Annotated in this window: 16 protein-coding genes and 1 tRNA gene; 9 read left to right on the top strand and 8 right to left on the bottom strand. The window is 67.5% G+C overall.

Translation table 11 applies throughout. The features are described 5' to 3' along the window. Window positions 1-543: 543 nt before the first annotated feature. Window positions 544-669: a hypothetical protein gene (locus ACFY9I_RS32530; RefSeq protein WP_391008068.1), complete on the bottom strand. Its 126-nt coding sequence runs from the start codon at window positions 667-669 to the stop codon at window positions 544-546. 7 nt (window positions 670-676) lie between these two features. On the opposite strand from ACFY9I_RS32530, the gene ACFY9I_RS32525 reads away from it, so the two are divergent. Continuing rightward, complete coding sequence (locus ACFY9I_RS32525; RefSeq protein WP_391008066.1) at window positions 677-1015, top strand: hypothetical protein; 339 nt, start codon at window positions 677-679, stop codon at window positions 1013-1015. Between the two features lie 104 nt (window positions 1016-1119). Here the strand turns inward: ACFY9I_RS32525 and ACFY9I_RS32520 are convergent, their stop codons facing one another. Continuing rightward, on the bottom strand, window positions 1120-1596 hold the full coding sequence (locus tag ACFY9I_RS32520; RefSeq protein ID WP_391008064.1) for a 3'-5' exonuclease: 477 nt from the start codon (window positions 1594-1596) through the stop codon (window positions 1120-1122). Window positions 1597-1911: 315 nt separating this feature from the next. Here ACFY9I_RS32520 and ACFY9I_RS32515 point away from each other — a divergent pair, with 315 nt between their 5' ends. The 5 genes from ACFY9I_RS32515 (at window position 1912) to ACFY9I_RS32495 (ending at window position 12535) form a co-directional block, all read left to right on the top strand. Continuing rightward, window positions 1912-2487, top strand: coding sequence for a hypothetical protein (locus ACFY9I_RS32515; protein ID WP_391008062.1), 576 nt, complete (start codon window positions 1912-1914; stop codon window positions 2485-2487). 94 nt (window positions 2488-2581) lie between these two features. Continuing rightward, a complete protein-coding gene (locus ACFY9I_RS32510) occupies window positions 2582-6400 on the top strand; it encodes an AAA family ATPase (protein WP_391008061.1) in 3819 nt (1272 codons plus the stop codon). A 124-nt stretch (window positions 6401-6524) separates the two neighbouring features. After that, the gene (locus tag ACFY9I_RS32505; protein WP_391008059.1) at window positions 6525-9548 is read left to right on the top strand and encodes a GTPase; all 3024 of its coding nucleotides are present in this window, start codon (window positions 6525-6527) and stop codon (window positions 9546-9548) included. Further along, window positions 9538-11283 (top strand): GTPase, encoded by a 1746-nt coding sequence (locus ACFY9I_RS32500; RefSeq protein ID WP_391008057.1) that lies wholly within the window; start codon window positions 9538-9540, stop codon window positions 11281-11283. Before ACFY9I_RS32505 ends, ACFY9I_RS32500 begins: the two co-directional genes overlap by 11 nt. Before the next feature lie 808 nt (window positions 11284-12091). Then, window positions 12092-12535, top strand: a complete 444-nt coding sequence (locus ACFY9I_RS32495) for a DUF664 domain-containing protein (protein ID WP_391008055.1) — start codon at window positions 12092-12094, stop codon at window positions 12533-12535. On the opposite strand, the gene ACFY9I_RS32490 is transcribed toward ACFY9I_RS32495, so the two are convergent. The 4 genes from ACFY9I_RS32490 to ACFY9I_RS32475 form a co-directional block, all read right to left on the bottom strand. Next, window positions 12448-12891, bottom strand: a complete 444-nt coding sequence (locus tag ACFY9I_RS32490; RefSeq protein WP_391008053.1) for a transposase — start codon at window positions 12889-12891, stop codon at window positions 12448-12450. The genes ACFY9I_RS32495 and ACFY9I_RS32490 overlap by 88 nt on opposite strands. A 355-nt stretch (window positions 12892-13246) precedes the next feature. Beyond that, window positions 13247-13711: a nucleotidyl transferase AbiEii/AbiGii toxin family protein gene (locus tag ACFY9I_RS32485; protein WP_391008090.1), complete on the bottom strand. Its 465-nt coding sequence runs from the start codon at window positions 13709-13711 to the stop codon at window positions 13247-13249. Between the two features lie 101 nt (window positions 13712-13812). Beyond that, window positions 13813-14133 (bottom strand): hypothetical protein, encoded by a 321-nt coding sequence (locus ACFY9I_RS32480; protein ID WP_391008051.1) that lies wholly within the window; start codon window positions 14131-14133, stop codon window positions 13813-13815. 410 nt (window positions 14134-14543) lie between these two features. Next, a tRNA-Arg gene (locus ACFY9I_RS32475) sits at window positions 14544-14634 on the bottom strand. Window positions 14635-15275: 641 nt separating this feature from the next. Between ACFY9I_RS32475 and ACFY9I_RS32470 the strand changes: the two genes are divergently transcribed. The 3 genes from ACFY9I_RS32470 to ACFY9I_RS32460 all read left to right on the top strand — a co-directional run bounded on the left by ACFY9I_RS32470 (window position 15276) and on the right by ACFY9I_RS32460 (window position 18314). After that, the gene (locus ACFY9I_RS32470; RefSeq protein WP_391008050.1) at window positions 15276-15746 is read left to right on the top strand and encodes a hypothetical protein; all 471 of its coding nucleotides are present in this window, start codon (window positions 15276-15278) and stop codon (window positions 15744-15746) included. Window positions 15747-16341: 595 nt separating this feature from the next. Further along, the gene (locus ACFY9I_RS32465) at window positions 16342-17520 is read left to right on the top strand and encodes a hypothetical protein (RefSeq protein ID WP_391008048.1); all 1179 of its coding nucleotides are present in this window, start codon (window positions 16342-16344) and stop codon (window positions 17518-17520) included. A gap of 35 nt (window positions 17521-17555) precedes the next feature. Further along, window positions 17556-18314 (top strand): hypothetical protein, encoded by a 759-nt coding sequence (locus ACFY9I_RS32460; RefSeq protein WP_391008046.1) that lies wholly within the window; start codon window positions 17556-17558, stop codon window positions 18312-18314. Between the two features lie 162 nt (window positions 18315-18476). On the opposite strand, the gene ACFY9I_RS32455 is transcribed toward ACFY9I_RS32460, so the two are convergent. Beyond that, window positions 18477-19115: a HEPN domain-containing protein gene (locus tag ACFY9I_RS32455; RefSeq protein ID WP_391008088.1), complete on the bottom strand. Its 639-nt coding sequence runs from the start codon at window positions 19113-19115 to the stop codon at window positions 18477-18479. 64 nt (window positions 19116-19179) lie between these two features. Continuing rightward, a complete protein-coding gene (locus tag ACFY9I_RS32450) occupies window positions 19180-20235 on the bottom strand; it encodes a DUF262 domain-containing protein (RefSeq protein WP_391008044.1) in 1056 nt (351 codons plus the stop codon). Window positions 20236-20245 lie beyond the last annotated feature (10 nt).

Below are 20245 nucleotides of genomic sequence, written 5' to 3'. Positions count from 1 at the left end.
CTTCGGCTACCTCACGCCGGCCGAGACCAGACAGCGGCATCAACACGCCCTCGCGGCGTAACGAACGAGTGTCCAAGATCACGGGGAAACTTCACCACACCCACTTGACGGCCGGCTCCCTCGATGCGCCCCGTCTGAACCTCAGCCGACGAAGGCGCGTGCAAGTGCGCATGGTGCACCAAGGACTACAACTGGCCGCACCGGGACCGGGTATGACCAGTGGCGATAGAGGCCGGGCCGGACATCCGACAATCCGCGCTCGTCAACCGGGCGCCGCGCGAGTGCCCTGTTGCGCGGGGATGTTGGAGTGGATGCGCCGGGCAGTCATGCTCCCGCCGATCAGAAGGAGGCGGGTATTGACCCGAACGAGCATCACGGCGCCGCACCGGAGCCCGAGCAGCCTGCGGACTGATCCCCGGCGCAGCCGCATGGTGATGGGCGGACGGACGGCGGCGGCAGCGCGCTCGCGGGCTTGGCGGGCGAGTTCGGTGCGGAGCTGGTGCGGGCCATTCGCATGGGCCTGGCCGAGGGGAGCAGCTCCGGTCACGGGGCGCGGGGGTCGTCGAAGCTGAGCTGGTAGGCCTTCGCGGCCGGGTACGCGCGGGCGAACTGGCTCGGGTGGACGGCGAAGAGGCGGGACGAGGCCAGCGAGGCGCTGACTACTGTCACGGTGGCGATGCTGTGGGGTCTTCCGGGTCGGCCGAACGGCAAGCTGCTGCGCCGTGCCCTGCGGCACTGGGCGTTCGTCGTGCCCGGGCCGGGGCAGGGGGGAGATGCCGACGGAGGGCCGGCTGGTGCTGCAGTGGGTGGCGAGGGGGGCAGCGGCCCGCGTCCCGCACCAGCGCTCGGCGGGGCGTCCCGGCCCTTGGTGGATCTGCATGATCCGGTCCTGGCGCGGGATGTGCTGGAGTCGCTGCGCCGCAAGCTGGACGGTGGTGAGGCGGCGGTGGAGACGATGCGCCGCAAGCGCAAGGTGCTGGTGCACGCGCTCCACTGCGGAGGACCTACTGGGTGACTTTGGTCTGGAGGCGAGCGTCCCACTCGGCTCAGAGCGCAGCCAAGCCAAGTGGTTTCCGAAGAGCACTCGGTCGGGCCGTGCGAGCCGCTTGTCCTGTGCGACTATGCCGCTGCCGATCCGGATGGCGGGCCGTCGTCCACCAGAATTTCCGTGGCGTGCCCGGCGCTCCTCGTGGCGTGTTCCGGGAGGTAACGGCCAGCCTTCCCGTTCCACGTGATCACCAGTTCGTCGCGGGCCCGCGTGGCCGCCACGAAGAGCAGCGAACGGGACCGCTGTTCTTCCTGCCGGTAGCGTTCCACTTGTTCGTGCCGGTAGGTTTCGAGCCGCTGATGCGGAATTAGGCGCTCGCTCACCCCGGCGAGGAAAACCCGTTGGAACTCCAGACCCTTGAAGCCGTGCAGCGTGCCGATGCGTACGGCGTCAACCCTTTCCGGGATGTCCCGACCGATCTCGCAGGCGTGGATGCCGTACTGCTCATCCGCCAGGGTGACGGCCAACTGCCTGTCGGTGTCCCGCGACGGGACACCGACCGCCATCGCCGCGTAGGGCGTTCCGTAACGGTTATGGCGAGTCGCCATACCTTCGTCCCTGCACCGTACGGCCGGCCCCGCGCCGAACCTCGTCGAGCCGCACACGTCGACGGCACACCACCCTGACCGTGTCACGCTTCGTCACCGTGTCACGCTTCGTCGACGGGATCATCACTTCCCCCGCCAACTCCGTGCATCAGGTGCTATATCCGATGCAGGACGAACGGATGTGGTCACCGGTCGCTCCGTCCCGAAGGCGGGGGCCCAGGCACTGCGCATCACAGACTCCGAGCGTCGCAGCCCTTGAACGTCCTCAGGTCCGCGATGTCCTCAAGTCCTCGGTTCCGCACAGGAGAAGGCGCTTTGACCGCACTCGGCTCCATCCTCACCCTGAAACACGCCCGCGACTACGTCCCCAAGCAGGGCACCACGACCTCCGGCGCCCAGGACACGGGGTTCGCCACCGAATGGCACCTGGAGGCCGCCGGCCGTCCGCGGCTGACGATCCACGACACGCGGTGGGACGGCGGCGAACGGGATGTGGTCCTGCAACAGGGCGCGCTGTCACCGGAGATGCCGGTCGGACTGGCCAACCTGCATGGCCGGCACCGGGCCGGGATCACCGAGGTGTCCGAGGAGCGCCGACGGATCATGGCCTTCCTCTCCCTGCCCCAGCCGGACGGACGGCCGAAGCAGAAGCGAGCCCTGACCACGGCGCAGCTGGCACAGGGCTGCGGGGCGCCGCTCCTGTGCCGGCTGGTGGCCCGCCCCGGCGTGTCACTCAGCCCGTCCTTCGATCCTGCTGACCCGCAGGACACCGAGTGCTTCCAGCACGCGATCGTGTTCGAGGACGAGGACCGGAAGACACCCGTCGTCGTCTACGTGCTCACGCGCCTCATGCCGACGCTGAGGCAGACCGGCTGGACGGGCGACACGTGACGGCGCCTCGGACCGGCGGCGGTCCCCCGGCACGACCGCACGCGGAGAGCTCCGCGACCCGAAACCGTACATATCCGGCTGACAGGACATCAGTATGAGCGGCGTGAAGCATCTGTCGATGAGGATCCCGTGGCGGGACCGCCCCTGGGACCAGTTCCTCTGCGACGACCCGAAGGGCAACTCGTCGTGCACCCTGCTCGCGGCAATCGGCAAGGGCCGCGACGACGAGTTCGAGGCGGAACATGCGGGCGCCCCCGTCGGCAGCCTGGACCCTGACCGGCTCCCCTGCCTGAGCGAGCGGGCCACCTTCATGTCACCCGTCGGATACACCGTCGTCAAGGAGCACCCCTACAGCCACAACCAGGCGCTGCGCGGCAGTCTGCTCCCCACGTCCCTCAGCGTTCCCGGGTACGCGTTCGAGGCCATCCCCTTCCGCTGGCTGAACCGGGCCTCCCTGAACGATGAGATCGGTCACTCAAGGGTGCCCGCCTTCGAACAGCTCGCCGAGGACCGCACCGACCGCGTCCTGAACTCCCGTGCCGCCTGGGTGATGGACGGCGGCAACCAACAGGCGGTCATCGATGCCTTCTTCGAGCCGGTCGCGCCACGCGACAGCCTGGTGTTCGTCTACCTCAAGCACTCCCCGCTCCAGGAGCAGCGCACCGACCGCCTCCTGGTGGGCGCCGCACACGTCACGGGCCTGACCCGGCCGCCGATGTGGAAACAGGCCGGGAAACCGCCGTTCGACTCCTCCATGTGGGAGACGATCGTGCAGCACTCCCTGCGCCCCGGCATGACCGAGGGCGTGCTGCTGCCCTACCAGGAGCTCGTGCCGCTCCTGGACGGGGGCACCGACATCGACAGGGCACTGGCCTGGGCGCCCGAGGGCCGTGACGTCGAGTTCTCCTACGTCACGGAACACCTCTCCGACGACGCCGCCATCGAGTCCCTGGCCTCACTGATGTCGGCCGCCGAGGGCATGCGTGAACTGGGCCTCGACGTCCCCGAGTCCGCCACGACCTGGCTGACCGAGCAGACCGAACGGCTCTGGCAGCTGCGCGGTCCGGTCCCCGGCCTGCCCGGCGTCCTCGCCCTCATCGGGGTCCAGCAGCCCCACGTGGCCGCGCGAGCGGTGCTCACGGAGGCCGGTGAGGCCACCGACCCGTGGGACCTGCTGCACGGCGTCTTCGCCGATCCCGCGCGCGCCCCGCGGGCACTGCGGGCGCATGTCGGCCCCATCCAGGCACGGGTCTGGAACAGGATCCCGGCCGAGCGCCGGGCGGTTCTGCGCCTGCTGTCCGGGTTCGACATCGGCCCGGACCAGGTGCGCATGCTGCTCGACGGCGACACCGAGGTCGAGATGACCGCCGAGGAACTCCTGGAGAACCCGTACTACGCCGCGACCTGCACGTACGGCCAACCCCTCCACGTCCCGTTCACCGCCGTCGACCGCGCGGTGTTCCCCCCGGCGCACGTCACCTGGCGACCGCCGGTCCCGGACGAGGTGGGCCTCGGCGACCCCCTGGACCGCCGGCGGGTCGAGGCACTCCTCACCGAGGTGCTGGAGCGGCAGTGCGACCAGGGAGACACCCTGATCCCCGTCGGCGAGGCCCTGGAGTACATCCGGCTCATGACACCCACGGGACTCCCGGCCCTGAACCACGACATCCTCACAGGGCTCGGCCTGGACCACGACGGGGTCGTCGACTGCCCGGACTGGTCGCCGCTGACCACCGTCCGACTCGCCGACGGCGCGCCCGCCTACAAACTCGACAGGCTGGAGGAGACGGCGAACGTCGTCCGGGACTGGGTGGCGGCGCAGCAGGCGCGCCCGCCGCTGGGCGGGATCGGTGACGCCCGCGCCGTACTCGACGCCGTACTCGACCGGGACCAGGACAGTGACCGGGACCGGGACGGCGCCGGGGACGCCGTGCACGCCGCCGAGTTGGAGGAGCGGGCCCGCGCGGAGAAGGCCGCGGGGCTCGCCGCCCTGCACGACGCACGCCTGTCCGTCCTGGTCGGTCCGGCGGGCACCGGCAAGACGACGCTGCTGCGGGCCCTCGTCGACTACCCCGGCGTGGCCGCGGGGGACGTCCTGCTCCTCGCTCCCACGGGCAAGGCGAAGGTGCAGCTGGAGACCAAGGTCGGCCGCCCGGCGAAGACCCTCGCCTCCCACCTGAGCGCCACCGGCCGCTACGACGCCGAGAGCGGCCGGTACCTGGTGCGGGGCGCCGACCGCCCCCGGCGCGGCTACGGCCTCGTCGTGATCGACGAGGCGTCCATGCTGACGGAGGAGATGCTCGCCGCGACGCTGGACTCGTTCACCGGCGTCAAACGGCTGATTCTGGTGGGCGACCCCCGCCAACTGCCCCCGATCGGAGCCGGACGGCCGTTCGTCGACCTGGTGGACAAACTGCGCCCGGACGACTTTCCGACCGCGGTGCGGGTCGCAGCCGGATACGTCGAGTTGCAGGTGCCCCGGCGCCAGTTGCCGGACGGCAGCCACGGCACCCGCCACGACCTCGAACTCGCCGCCTGGTTCGGCGGGGGCACGCGCGGCGCCGGCGACGAGGCCATCTGGGACGAACTGGCGACCAACCCCGACCTTCCCACGCTCCAGTACGTCCCCTGGGGCGGGCGCACCGCCGTGCAGTCCCTCACGGACGCCCTCGGCCAGGTCCTCGGTCTCGGTGATGCGGAGGATCCCGTGCGGGCGTTCGCCCTCACCTACGGCGGCAGTGTCAACGGCGACTACCTCAACTGGCAGCGCGGCGCCGGTATCCGCGCGGAGGCGTGGCAGATCCTCTCGCCCACCCGGTCCCGTGCCTTCGGGACGGTCGAGCTGAACCGCCACATCAAACGCGTGTATCGGGCCGCCGACACCGAGTGGGCGAAACGGTACCGGGGTGCGAACATCCCCTTCCCGATCGGGCCCGAGGAGATTGTGCGCGGCGACAAGGTCATGCAGACGACCAACAAACGCATGAAGGCGTGGCCGCGCGAGAACGCGATGGACTACGTCGCCAACGGTGAGATCGGTGTCGCCCTCGCCTGGCCCACGCCCTCCGCCAAGCGGAAGAAGCACACCTTGAAGCTCGGTGTGGAGTTCTCCTCCCAGCCCGGCCACGAGTACAGCTACCAGCCGTCTGACAGGGACGACGCCCCACTGGAGCTGGCCTGGGCCGTCACCGTGCACAAGGCGCAGGGCTCCGAGTTCGGCACGACGTTCCTGGTCCTGCCCGCCAGGGCCAACCTGCCCAGGGAACTCCTGTACACGGCGCTGACCCGGCAGAAGGACAGAGTCGTCATCCTCCACGAGGGCACCCTGGCGGACCTGCGCGCCTTCGCCCACCCGAGTAACTCCGAGACCGCCCGCAGGCTGACCGACCTCTTCGAGGCACCGCAGCCGTTCGCCCTCGATGTACGGGGGCAGACCCGCCGCTTCGACCGCAAGCTGATGCACGTGTCCGCTGACGGGACGCCGATGGCCTCGAAGAACGAGGTCATCATCGCGGGTCTCCTCGATCGCCTGGCGCCGGGACGATGGCTCTACGAGGAGCCGCTTACGGGCGCCGACGGCCGCGTCGTCCGCCCCGACTTCACCGTCACCGCCGAGGACGGCCGCACGGTCTTCTGGGAACACGCCGGCATGCTCGACCTCCCCGACTACGCGCGCAAGTGGGAGCGCAAGAAGGAGTGGTACGCGAGGAACGGCATCGAGCCATGGGACAAGGGCGGCGGTCGCAACGGCACCCTGATGTGGACCGACGACCTCGACGGCGCGGACGCCCGGGCCTGGCTCGCGCTCGCCTCCCAGGTCCTGGACGCGGAGCCGACGGACTCCGGGTCCGCGACCGCGACCGGGTCGGCCAGAAGGGCCAAGAAGACCGCCGCCCGGCGGAAGAGGCCGTGACCGCGCTGCCGGCATCCGCCCGGTGGCGTGCGCCTACGGCTCCCACGAAGGATGAGGGACCGCACGAGGCGCGGGCGAGCGCGGGGAAGCGCGGAAGGGGAACGACGGGACAGTGAACAGCGGCATGCTGAAAGACGACGTGCTGAACGACGGTGCGGCGAACGGCAGGACAGTGCACGACGGAACGGGTCTCAGAGCCGGGACGCTGGCCCTCCTGCTCGAACCGCTGGGGGTGGACGCCGTGGCGGGCCCGGCCGCACTCCAGCGCTTCGCCGAGGACGTCGCCGCGGTTGCCCGGGCGCGGGGGTGCCCGGACCTGCCGGCGTCCGGGAGCACTCTCCCACCGGTGTCCGACGCGGTGGCGACCTGCGCCGAGGCACACGAACTGATCCGCCTGACGACGGCCCGGGGACGGATCCCGGCGCCGGACTGCGACGGACACCTCGGGGAGCTGAGACGGCTCGACGGACTGCGGAGCCGTCTACCGGCCCTGGAGGGCGTGCCGGTGGAGGCACTCCGGGCGGACGTCGCGGCGCCGGCGGTCGCGGAACGGGAACTGCCCGGAGCACTGGAGCCGTGCCGTCGCGCGAAGCGGGAGTGGCCAGAGGAGGTCTGGCCCTCGATCCGTGAGATCGACGTCGAGTCCGCGACGGCCGAGCTGAGCCTGCCACGGGGCAGCCGACGGGCGGCCAGGGCACGCGAGCTGGTCCTGGGGCACGGTGCCGCCACACTCCGGGAGCTGCGCAACCGGGAACTGGTGCCGCTCCTGGAGAAGGTGCGCGACCTGGTCGTGGCGGAGGAGGCGTACGAGACGCTCCTGTCGGGACGGCCGCGGTGGTGGCGCTGGCTCGCGCCGGACGCGCGCACCGGATTCGACACGGATCGGTGTGACGCCCTGCGCTGGGCCATCGAGGCCCGGGACACCGGCGCCGTCTCCGCGAGCGCGCTGGACATGCTCGCGGACGCCGACGTGCGGGCGGTGCTCGGGCGCGGGCCCGCCGCGGCGTCGGTGAGCCGGGCCGCCGATCCGACCGCCCCTGCCTCGGGTTCGGCCGCGCCCGGCTCGGCTTCGACCGCGCGGATCACGGAAGGGCTCCTGGCATCCGCCTCCCGGACCGGCATCGACGAGCTGCGCGCCTTCGAGTCCTGGTACACGAAGAACCTCGCGTCCTTCGACCGTGTCGCCGCGGCCATGGACCTGTGGCGGACCGAACCGGCTCTCCGCGAGGCTCTCGCGCCCCTGGTCGCCCGGCTCGCGTCGTCGTCCGGCGCGGTGGACCCGAGCCGGCCGGCCTACCGCGACATCCAGGCCGCCCTGCGGGCCGGGGCAGGGGCCGAGGCCGGGGGTGCTTCGCCGCCGACGCCGTACTCCCCGCACGCCGTCGAGAGCAAGAGACTCGTGGAGGTGATGCGCCGCGTCGGAGCACTCGAACGCGCACTGCGAGACGCCGTACGGGTCATGCCCGCCGCCGGAGGCAGGCTGCGGGTCGCCGTCGCCGGACGGACCAAGTCCGGCAAGACCACGCTCCGCAAGGCCCTGATCCGCGACGCGGACCGGGACGGCATCGGGCGAGGAGCACACCGCACCACGCGGGAGACCGCCGTGTTCCGGGTCGGTTGCGTCACGTACCTCGACACGCCCGGTGTCGCGGCCAAGGACGACGACCACGACGCCACGCGCGCCCGGGCCGCCTGCGACGACGCCGACGCGGTCATATGGAACTACGCCGACACCCTGCGCGACGAGGAGTCCGCCGAACTCCTGCGGCTGCTCCGCTCGGGGAAACCGCTGCTCGTCGTCGTCAACGTGAAGAGCCGGGTCGTCGAACCGCACCGCCTGAGGCGTTTCGCCGACGACCCTGCCAGGGAGTTCGAGCAGGTCGCGGGGCACACCGCCCGGATCGAGCAGGTCTGCCGTGCCGCCGGGTCCGCCCCGCCCGCCGTTCTCCCGGTCCACTCCGGCGCCGCGCACGAAGCACTGTCCACGCCGGACCGTGAGCTGGGCGACCGGGCTCTTCGGGCCAGCCGGCTGCCCGAGCTGGAGCAGTCCCTCACCCGGCTGCTGGCCGAGCGGGCGCTTCCGCTGCGCGCCGTCCGGCTGGCCGACGCGGTCCGTGCACCGGTCGCCGCTCTCCACGACCGGCTCGCCCGTGAACTCCGGGGGATCGGTCTCGCGCTCGACGCGCTCGAACGCTCGACGGACGACGACCGGACCGCGGTGCTCACGGTCTTCCGGACGGCTGGCCGGGACACGCGCGACCGGCTCGAAGCCGCGCGGTACCGAGCCAGGGAGCGGTTGCCGGACGTGGTCGGGGGCCTGGGCGGCGCGGACGCCGCGCGCACGTGGAGCGACTTCCTCACCGGCCTGGAACTGGAGGAACTCCTCTCCGGCCTCGCCGACGCGTGTGAGCGGGAGGCGCTGAAACGGGGCGTCCTCCTGCGCACGGCGGCGGACGTCCCGGATCACGCAGACGCCGCGCGACCGCAGGTACGGCCGCGTCCCGACCTCAAGACGCAGGCCGCGACTCTCGGCACGACGGCTGCCAAGGGGGCGGCGATGGCCCTCCTGGGGTCCGTGGTCGCCAAGGGAGTCCCCAAGTTCGCCCTTCCCCCTCCCGCGACGGCGGTGGTTCACGCGGCGGGGGCCCTGGCCGGAGCGGCGAAGGCGGTGAGCGGCGAGATCCTCCGGGTACGGCGGGCGCAGGACCGGTGGGCGGGCGCGAGCACGACCGAGACCGCGGCCCGCCTCGACGAGCTGTTCGACGAGCTGACGGCGTGGTCGGATCGGTTCACGGAGGCGGTGACGGACCAGGCCGAGGCCCGGTTCGAAGCGCGGTCCGCGGACATCGCCGCCGCGCGGGAGAGGTGCGAACGGCTCGACCGACTGCGGCCGGCTCTGCGGTCCGCCCTCGACGGGATCGACTTCGTCCTGGCACGCCGGCTCCTCGCCCTCGCGGGCGGTGCCCCGGCGGCCGTCCGCCGGGCACGCCGGACGCCTGGGGCCGAACTTCGGCTCTGGACCGACCCGTCCCGCACCGACGACGTACGGGCGCGCCTGCGCGACCGCTGCGTGGACGTACTCACCGAGCGGATCGAGATCCGCCCGGACTCCATGGACGAGAGGGACGAGGAACCACATGAGGACTGACACGGCACTGGTCGACACCTCCGGGAGCGAGGACTGCCCGAGCGCGCGGGTGCTCGCGCTGTGTGCCCGAGCGGAGGACGTCCTGGACGCCCACCCGCGCACCCGCCCGCTGGCCGCGGATCTGCCCCGTGCGGACGCGAGCCCGCTGCGCATCGCCCTGCTGGGCCCGTACAGCGCGGGGAAGTCCACGCTCGTCGCGGCGCTCCTCCGGCTTCCCGCGGCCGACGTCGGCGCACTCGTCGATGCGGCTCCCAAGACGCACGAGGCGACGCCGTACGAGTGGGACGGAGCGACCCTCGTCGACCTGCCCGGGACCCTGTCGGGCGACGAAGAACACTCCGATGCGGCCCGGCGCGGCGTACGCGGCGCGGACGCGCTCATGATCGTGACGACGAGCGAACTGCCCGGCGAGGCGGAGACCGGGGCAGTGCTGGAGGCGCTCGGCCCCGACGGGTTCGCCGACCGGAGTGTCGTCGTCGTCAACAAGATGAACGCGGAGAACAGCGATCGCGCCGTTGTCCTCGACGAGATCCGGGCACGGCTCGGGCCCTTCGCCGACCGTGTCCCGATCGTCCCGACCGACGCACGCGACTACGTCGACGCCGTCAACGACCCGTCCCTGTCGGCGGCCGACCGTGCGGCACTCGTCGCCGAAAGCGGCATCGACGCCCTCGCGGCCGAACTGAGGCGCGTCGTCGCGCCCGGCGTCGGCGGTGTCCGCCCCCGGGCCCAGGCGTTCGAACTCCTCCGTGTGCTGGCGGACGCCGAGCGGCGGTGGGAGCTGGACGGTGAGGATCTCGGTGCCGCGCGGACCGCGCGGAGGGCCGGGGAAGCGGTCACCGCCGCCAGGGAGCTCGTGCTGAGCGCCCTGGACAGGGAGAGCGGCGTCGTCGCCGACAGGATCACGGCGGCCGGAGACAGGGCCGCCGCCGGGGTCTCGGACAAGGACGGCGCCGTCCCCGACCGCGTCGCCCGTGCCGTGCGGGACGAACTGGAGGACACGGGAGGAGATTTCGACGCGAGGTTCTCCTCGTCGGTGCGGACGGCGTTCGACGCGCTGGTCGCCGAGTACGGAACCCATGTGCCGGAGCCGGATCTCTGGGCGAACGACCTCGAAGCTCTCGGGACGACGCCCGTCGCGGCGCCGAAGGAAGCGTCCCCGCTGGCTCAGGGGGTCAAGGAGGCGGCCAAGAAGGGAGCGAAGGCGGGCGCCGCGAAGGCGGGGGAGTGGCTCGGGAAGGTCAAGGACGGCGGCCACGGGCCGGGAAGCGCGGCCGCCGCCATCGTGGACAAGCTCAGCAAGCATGGGGTGGGACGGAAGATCCTCGACGCCGGTGGCAAAGTCACCGACGGGGCGGGGAAGTTCAAGCCGTGGGGCAAGACCAAGGCGGCCGGAAGGGTGGCGGGTGCGGCGGGCAAGGTGCAGTGGGCGCTGGCGGTCATGGGGCCGCTGACGGACCTGGCGGGCGTCGCGCAGGAGCAGGGCGAGTGGATGGCGGTCAACAAGCGGCGGCAGGAGATCAGGGACCACTTCGCCGAGCAGGCACGCACACAGCGGGAGGCCCTCACCGACGCCGGCACGCGGTACCTGAGCGCGTGGATCGCCCTGGTGGAGCAGTCGCTCGGCGGTCTCACGGAGCGGGGTGCTCGGATCAACGCCGAGCGTGAGGCGGCGCTGACGGCAATCGAGGACCTCCGCGGCGAGGCCGCGCGGATTGTCGGCCCGGCCCTGTGACCGACGGACGGACCAGCGGGCCGAAGGATTGGAGGGCCGGAGAGCAGGCAGACCGGCGGGCCGCGGGACGGCGAGTAGGCGGCGGTGCGGGTGTGCGGGCGGCCCGGATCATCCCGATCCGGGGTGTTGATCTCGCTGCGGGTCCCGGAAGCAGGTGAATCAGCCGGTACGCCCTCGTCGTGAACTCTGCGCAGACGCACTGGGTCGGTCGGTTCGCCCCGACCCGGCGTGAGCGGAGCGAGGCGTCCGCCGCGTTCGCCGCGTGAAGCCGTACCCGGTGTCGCGGCGGCCGAACGAGACGCTGCTGCACCGGTCTTCGCAGAGCAGGGTGTGCGTTTTGGCATGCACAAGAAAGGCCCTGAACTGCGTTTCTGCAGTTCAGGACCTAAATTTCCGGTGCCCCCGGCAGGATTCGAACCTGCGCACACGGCTTCGGAGGGTGTGGTCTTCCGAGCGATTTCCCAGTTCAGCGTTGTGGCTGACACGCCGTCAGGCTCGCCGTCCCGCAAATGGCCCACAGGTTAGAAATGCCCCATACTTGCGCTCTGCCTGGATTGCTTGGACCGACCGGCAATAGGCGCCCGGGAGGTGGCGGGGTCATCAGAACGGCAACGGGTCCACGTGATCATGAAGTTCAACGACGCTCAGTAATCACAAAGGACGGCCTGGCTGCGCTGCCATTTTGCCTGCTTGAACTCTCCCAGCTGGCGGGACAGGGTGGATTCATGACATGGACAGCACCACCGGTCGAGCGCACCAGACAGCTAGGCGGCCTGGGTACCGTAACTGAGCGGCAGATGTTGGAGGGTTGGCTGAGCTGGCATCGGGAACGTTGCTGGCCAAGTGCGCCGGGCTTGAGCCGGCCCAATTGACGCGGACGACCGTAGAGCCGTCGCCCCTCACCCTCCTTGGCCTGGTCCGGCACATGGCGGAGGTGGAGCGATTCTGGTTCCGGCGAAGCTTCGCCGGTGAGGCTATCGGCGATGTCTTCACCGGCCCGTCAGATGGCAATGAGGGACTCGACGGAATTCACGCAGCCGATGCGGAGAGAGACTTCGGATTGTTTCAGACCGAGGTCAAAGCGTGCGACGCGGCAGCGGCCGGGCACGACCTCGACGAGACCTTCACGTCCTCTCGCGGAGTTTCCCTCAGCCTGCGCTGGGTCTACGTGTTGATGATCCAGGAGTACGCCCGCCACAACGGCCACGCCGACTTCCTGCGGGAGCGGACCGACAGGGCAACGGGTGACTGAGCTTCTTTCTCGGGCCGGTCCGGCAGCAGGCGCCCGGAAGGTCGCAGTGGACGGTCCAGCTCCCGGCGAAGAAAGCCGAGGGCGGACTTCAATATCGCGTTCGCCCGCCGTAGTTCCTTCACCTCCCGCTCCAGCTCCGCGATCCGTGCGGCATCCGTGCTGGTGGTGCCGGGCACGATGCCCTCGTCGGTCTCGGCGCGCTTGACCCAGCCGCGCAGGGCCTCGGGGTGCACGTCCAGTTGGTCGGCGATGCGCTTGATCGCACCGGGCGGGCCGACTGGATCCTTGCGGGCCTCGATCGCCAACCGCGTCGCACGCTCGCGCAGTTCGTCGGGGTACTTACGGGGAGCAGCCATGATCGGCATCCTTCCGGGGCTTCGATGTCTCCATCAAACCCGGGGCGATTCAGAGCGTCCTTTACAGCAGGAACAGCGGCTGGTCGCTGTGTCGTAGCCCCGGACGGGGACCAGCTCCTGCAACCACCACGCAGTTGTGATCGTTCGAGAGAAATACGGCCAGGCTACAGAGGGTTCGCATTGGCGGTCGGGTTCTGTCGCATGGCTGCTGGCAGGACGACGAAACGGTCGCTGCTGCTGTGGCTCGCTACTCCGCGGGATTCTCGTTCTACGGAGCGACGAGTTCGCGTTGCCAGCCCGCGAACCGCTCGCGCAAGGCCCCGGCCTCCGTGGCAGTGAGGCCGTAGGCGGCGAATTACTTGTCCGTGTAGCGCTGGACGCGGGCGAGTGAGTCGGCGAACATCCGCGGATCGAAGCCGTCGTCGTTCTGCTTGGCGAGCTCCATCAGGCGTTCGCGGGTGTATCCGGCCTTGAGGAGTCCGTCGACGTCGATGGCGTCGCGGACCTCGGCCCGGCCGTCCAGAGCGGTGGTCTTCCCGGCGGCGACATCGTCGGGGTGTAGGACCGGGCCGAGCTCGGAGGGCACGGGCGGGTGGTTGAGGAACTCGGCGACGAGTTCCACCTTGTTATGGACGCCGCTGGCGGGGTCGGTGACGTTCAGCCGGGTGTAGGTGTGCTCGAGGTTCTGGTGGGCCAGCTCCACAGTGAAGCCTGCGGCTTCGTAGGCGGCGATGACGCGTTCGGTAGCGGCAGGCATCTCGGTGGTAGCCCGGTTGATCGGAGCAAAGAGGTCGACGTCGTCACTGACTCGGTCGACGATCTAGTGGGCTTGGACGGCGTAGCCGCCTGCCAGGGCATAGCCGAAGTCGTCAGCGAGAGCGTCGAGCCCGATGCGGATCAGTCGGCGGTGCAGCTCGTCCACTACGCTGCGGCCGCCGCAGGTGAGAGCTCGGGGAAGCGGGCCTGCCAGGACGCACGGACCGGGGCGGGCAGGAACAGGTCCGTCCAGTGCCGGCGCAACAGAACGGCGCTCAGGTATGCCCGCAGGTCGGCTGCGGTCTGGGCTTCCCGGATGACCCGCTCGTACATAAGGAGCAGGTCGGCCTCATCGGCGAGGTCGTACTCGTAGTGCGGGCCCCAGTCGATATGCCGGGGCAGGATCAGAGTGCCGGATGTCGGCCCGACCAGCTCGTCGAGCGACTCCGGGAGGGCGTAGATTCTCGCGGCTGCGTACCTGCTCATACGCCCAGCATGCCGTAACCGGCCGCGTCGTGTGCAGACATCAGCATCCGCGTGAGCTGTGAGCGTGACGTTCGACAACGCCTGATCACAGCCGTCTCCAGCACTGACCCGGAAAGTCAAACGGCCTGCTCGTCCGTACGCTTTCGGATCGCCCTCGTCGGCAAACGCGCAGGTCACAGCAGATGTCCTCCGGCGGCTGCTCCGCCTTGCGGCTTTCCCGTCCCACGAATGTCCCACGCGAAGCCATTGTGTGGGCTCGATATTTGGGATTTCGTCCGCCTAGCGCCATCAAGTCGCAGGTCGAAGGCTTGCTGGACTGAGTGGTCACGGGCCAAGGTGACCGCGTTTTGGCATGTACAAGAAAGGCCCTGACCGGCGTTTCCGCTGGTCAGGGCCTACATTTCCGGTGCCCCCGGCAGGATTCGAACCTGCGCACACGGCTCCGGAGGCCCTGTGCGTATCACGCGACTCTGCTGGTCAGGCCACTTCAATTCCCTCGCTCACCCCATCGCCGTCCACACATAGGCCGCGACTCCTAGGTGCGTGATCAGGTACCGGATGACACACCGACGGTGTCATCTTGGTGCGCGATTGTCGTAGGGAGGGTGAGCAAGGCCTCATGGCGGCGGGCTGCGGCGTGTCAGCCCTGCAAGCGGTCGACCCGTACAGCCTTGCTCGGCAGTGATGACACTAACTGTTTCTAACAAAACCTGTTGATCATGTGACTGTGGGCATCTTCGCTCGTTGGCGCACAAGGTGTCCGGGCAACGCTGCGGGCCTTCTCCTTCTACGCGCCATCCCAGAAGGCTGCGTCCCCGGGCCCGAACCCAAACGCGGGGCGCGCAGACCGCGCCGCTGACCTCAGCTTCGTTCGCAAGGCAGACCGGTGGGCTGAGAGTGAGGTCACCAACCACCGCACCGGGTACTGCCCAGACGTCACCTCCTGGCCGACCGTCGCTCGCGTCCTGGAAGATCTGGGGCTCGGTCGGCTGGCGGCGGCAGCCGAATCCGGACGTTGTCACGGCTGCGCAACAGCACCGCACGCCTCACGGTTCACCCCGGATTCCCGGCTAGCGTTCCCGTCGCCAACGCTGGAGACCCGGCGGCCGTCCAACGGCCGCGGGACATTGGAAGGGAACCTCATGAGGCTCAAGCAACTCGGCCGGATCGGTACGGCTGGTGGGCTCACCGTCGCAGCGGTGGGCGCATCGATCGTCTTCACACCGTCCATGGCGTCCGCGGACAGCACCTGGGAGTGCTACGGCAAGCAGGTCAAGCGCTGTGCGACCGTATGGTGGGACGACGAGGCCGACACATACCGGGCACGGGCGAAGATCACCGACGTCGCCGGCGGTGGCAACTACACGGTCAAGGTCAACGACGTGAAGCTCCTGCGCTTCAACGGCACCAGGACGCTGACGGTGAAGTCCGCCAAGGACGACGACGGCTGGCACCGCACCCAAGACCTGGCAGGCACCTCGTCGGTCAACCCGTGCAGGTGGCCGACGAACAGTTTCCAGGTACAGGCGAAGTTCACCTGGAAGAAGCAGGGCGGGACCGCGAGCACCAAGACCTGGCGCCCCGAAATGGGCTGGGGCCACGCCTGCAACTGACCGTCTCCGCTCCGGTTCCCTGCCCGAAGCGAACCATCGCGCTCTCGCTCCGGCCGGGGGCACCTGCCCACCGCCCCTGGCCGGTCCCCGTACGCACGCATTGAGGACACGGTCATCACCTCCTGATCCCTCGCGCTGCGATGTCCCCGCCGGCCGCGCTCAGCGAGGAGAGCCAACGACCTGCTTCGCGTCCATTTCAGCCACGCCGACCCGGCCCGAATCTTGGATCGCCGCCATACCCGACACGCTCTAGGACATCGCGTCGAGCCAACACCGGCTCATGCCACGGAAAGGGCGCCGGGCCACGGCCACGCTTGATGCCAACAGTCACATGATCAACAGGTTTTGTTAGAAACAGTAAGGGCTTGCAGATCATTAACCTGCCGTCTTGATCTTGTTGCTCGGTGTGCTCGTTTGGGCGTGGACCCGAGCCTGGACGACCGAGAGGGCGACCGATGGGGTCGTCGCGGGCAGAATGACGATGCGTGTGCCTTGAGCAACCGCCTGTTCTTCAGGAGCGGGCGATGGCGGTGCGGATGGCGGCGAGGGGTTCGGCGACCAGGGCGATCCGGCCTGCCTGACCAGCGTGAAAGCCATGGCTGATGACCGCTCAGGGCGCGTACGATACGGGGCCATCCAGGCGGATGATTCCAAGATCGGACGAACCATGTCAGCGTTGACGGCTCAGCTTGATGACGGCCAGCTTGCCCTGATGACCACTATGGCTGAGCCCTACCTCAAGAAGGGGCAGTGGCCGGTCTGGCACTACGTCGAGGCTCAGCTCGACCGCCAGGGTCTGGATGCTGCGTCGGTTCTCAAGTCGTTGCCGAGCGTGGGGTCTCCGCTCATCGGGCAGCGTTCATACGGACTGGCGTGGTACGACCGGAACCAGCTTGCAGACGATAGCCGCCCGGTTCTTACGGTCGCCGCTGGCCTCCATGTTCCCCAACTTGAGCGCGTCTTCGGCGTTCATTTCATCACTATCTTGCAGTACCTGATTAAGCATCAGCAGGCCATGACTCCGTCACCGGACAAGGTAGAGAAGGCATATGTAACGTCGGACGACATCCGAAGGGACTTCTCCGCCGTGACGCCTGAGTTCCTGGGGGCGCTGCCTGGTATCTTCCGCCACGAACCAGTATTGCGGAGCGGCTACTCGACGTGGGGCACCAGCAACGGCTGGCGGTTTGAGCTGAACCGAGAACTCGCCAAGTATCGGAATGTCAGTAACCTCAGTGAATATGTTTCACAGGTCACTGAAATCCTGCTTGAGGAGCAACTTCTATTCGAGGCAACCCATTCCGGGGCTCAATACGCACAGAACATCATCATCGGCGCGTCCGAGGACCTGGTACCAACGGCTACTCCTGCCGTCACAGTTCCGGTATACGTCAACGCTGGCCTCATTGAAGAACTGGAGCAGAAGCAGGGGCAGACAACCTGGAGTCTCGACAAGCTGTTGCAGTTGCTGCGCGAGCTGAACGACTGTTACGCGGGAGATCACGTCTATGCCTGCCACGCACTAGTAAGGGCAGTCATCGACCATGTCCCGCCGATTCTTGGTGCCACCTCCTTTGAGTCGGCGGTCAGCAACTACAAGTGGACCCGGACCGACAAGAAGTACATGGCCCGGTTGCTGGAATTCAAGAACCAGGCGGATGATGTACTTCACCGGCGGATCCGCCCTAGCAAGGATGTCATCGCCATGCACGACCTGTTGCCCTTCGGGGCTTACCTCAACGCCCTGCTACGGGAGTGCATCGACAAGCTGTAGTGGCCAGCGCAAAATGGATTGTGGGAGGAGGCGGCATGGCAGTAAAGGCAAAGCTAGAGGGCCATACCTTCGATCTGGATGCCTTAGTGGAACTCTTCCGCGAGGGCGACCCGAGAGTTAGCAAGGAGGAGGACGGCTACTACCTGAACTCGGCTGAGTTGGACGGCCTCATGGACGACGGTGGGCGGTTGGTCGAGGCGGCTACTCACCTTCTCCAGCGAGTGACAGGTGTGGCACGTGTCCTGGACAGCAGCTTTCGGCCCGTCAGTCTGCCCGGCACCTTCGTGGAGGATGACGGCACGGGTAACGGGCGGCGTCACCATATTGTGCAGGCTGACACCGCTATGGTTCGGTCGAAGGCGTACGGCGTAGTTCTGTCGGTGGGTGATGGACAGTCGCCACCATGTCACCCCCCGCCCCCACCACCGCCAGAAGGACCGCCGTACATGCAGTTGGCGTCGAGCCACGTCGATGTGGCCGAGACTCTGGACATCCTGGGCAGGTCAAGCGTTTCACTAACCTGGGTCGATCTCTACAAAGTCTATGAGATTGTGCGTGGCAACGTGGGGGGCGATAAGCAGCTCAAGGCGACGCAGTGGGTGTCCAGTGGTGATCTGTCTGCGTTTACGGCATCAGCTAATCGACCTGATGTGAGTGGCAGCGAGGCGCGTCATGCAAGAGCTACCGGGACCGGACTTCCGAAACGGACGATGAACCTGGCCGAGGGCGAGGCTTTCGTCCGCAGTCTGGTATTGGCCTGGTGGAACTACCTCGGTGGTCAGCCTTCAACCTAAGGGCTTGCAGATCATCAAGGTGCGGCATCGTCATTCTGCCCACGACGACGCCATCGGTCGCCCAGGTTGGGGTCCACGCCCAAACGAGCACACCCAGCAACAAGATCAAGACGACATGTTAATGATCTGCAAGCCCTTAGCCTCCAGCACTGCTGTCTGGAGTCAGTTTGCGGGCTGCACTATGTAGGACTCGGCGTCCAAATAGGCGTTCCACGAAAGCACGAAGTGCGACGCGAAATCACTGACATTGGTCACATATGATTCAATATCAGGAACTGACCTACCCGCCTGCTGGAAAATCTCGTGATAAGGGAGATTTCCGTGCGCCAAGTCGTTGCGAGCCAGTGCGAGCTTCTGCAGCGCGCCGGGCCACCGGGGATTAGGGAATGGGTTGTCCGGCAGTTGATATATCTGCCATAGACGGAAAAAGTGCTCTGGCTTTAGGGTCTTCCCATCAAGTGGGGGCTGGGGATGACTCTTTTCAATTGGGAAGGTGGCCACCTCTCCGTTGGCGTCTAGGGTAGTCGTAAATGAACGCCGATCCCACATCTTCGAGTGATCTTGAAGCGTGCGCAGACTCTCGAATGCGGTGTGAGCAATGACTTGCCGAACACTGGGAATAAGGGACATCGTCCGAATGCCGGCGGAATTGAGTTCCTCGTGCGTGCGCTGCAAGCACGTCTTCACCAAGGATTCAAGCTCGGCCATCGTGCATACGATCGCTAGGGCGCGGGCGTCTCTACTGGCAGATGTCCACCCAGTTGTGTCCGTTTTGTTTGTCTGCGTAAAAGCCAGAAACACCTTTAGCTCACCTGTGCGTTTCAGCAAGCGGGTAAGGTGGTCAATATTCTCTTGCCTCAGAGCATCATGCTTGCCCAATGAAGATTTCCTTCGCCCGCGTCAACCTGCGCTCGAGCATTCTACGACTGTTGCTGCCTCCGCCACTCGAAGCTCGCAACTCTTCATCTTCAATCCAGCCAGCATGAGGAACGGCAGGCTCTCCGCCCTCTTGATACAGCTGAGCAATTGCCACCAGGCATGCTTCGAACTGCACCAACGGCGTCGTTGTCGTACCCGACCTGAGGTAGGCCCCATCGCATACTTGCCGCAGAAAAGCACAGGACTTCTCGAAGAGGTTTCGTTCACGGGTGTAGTCGAAACCTTGCTGCGAAAGACCCATGGCAGTGTTTAGGAAGCGCTCGACCTTGCCATCGAAGATGTCACTGTGGTTCTTGTATGCGAAAAACTTCAGCACCTGCTCTACGAGCGTGCCGTCCTCCTTGCTTCCTTCCTTCAACTTCAGCAACGCACCGAAATCTTCATTGAGTGCCAACTCTTCAATGAAGTGGTTGAAATCTCCGCGATAGACCACGGCGCGTACTTCCTGAGCTGTGAGGCGCAATCCACCTCGATTTAGGCGCTCAAAAACATCGAACCGTACTTCAAGATTACTTTTATCCGTCAGTGAAACCACTTGCAGGGGCTGACGCCCGAAATGCACCTTCAGATTTTTTGGTAGGGAGTCGTAAGTTCGCCCGTTCAAGCGGTCGAGCTTCTCGAGTCCTGTGAGGACGAGTGGCGACTTACGGTTTACTTTGCCAGCCTCGTCCGCATCGGAGGAAAGGAAATGCGCCAGAGATGAAAGCCGCTGAAGGCCGTCCACCACTTCCCACTGGAAGCCGACATTTGTTGCGACGAAGATCGGCGGTACAGGCAGCCCGAGAAAAACCGACTCGATGAAGAGTGACGAGGCCTTTGCATTCCAACGAAACATTCGCTGGTAGGCAGGAGCGACATTAAGCTCGTCCTCCTCCATCATGCGTACCAGCTCACGCACCGAGAAGTCGTGAGTGGCAACATCAACCTTTTGGCGCTCTGTCAAGAGCTGATGCATGAACTCTTCGGACAGGTCTTCGGCCATGCTTTTCCTC

Source organism: Streptomyces sp. NPDC012510, assembly GCF_042955065.1.
GTDB lineage: Bacteria > Actinomycetota > Actinomycetes > Streptomycetales > Streptomycetaceae > Streptomyces.
The sequence above is the reverse complement of the archived record's forward strand: the minus strand, read 5'-3'. Positions and strand labels throughout refer to the sequence as shown.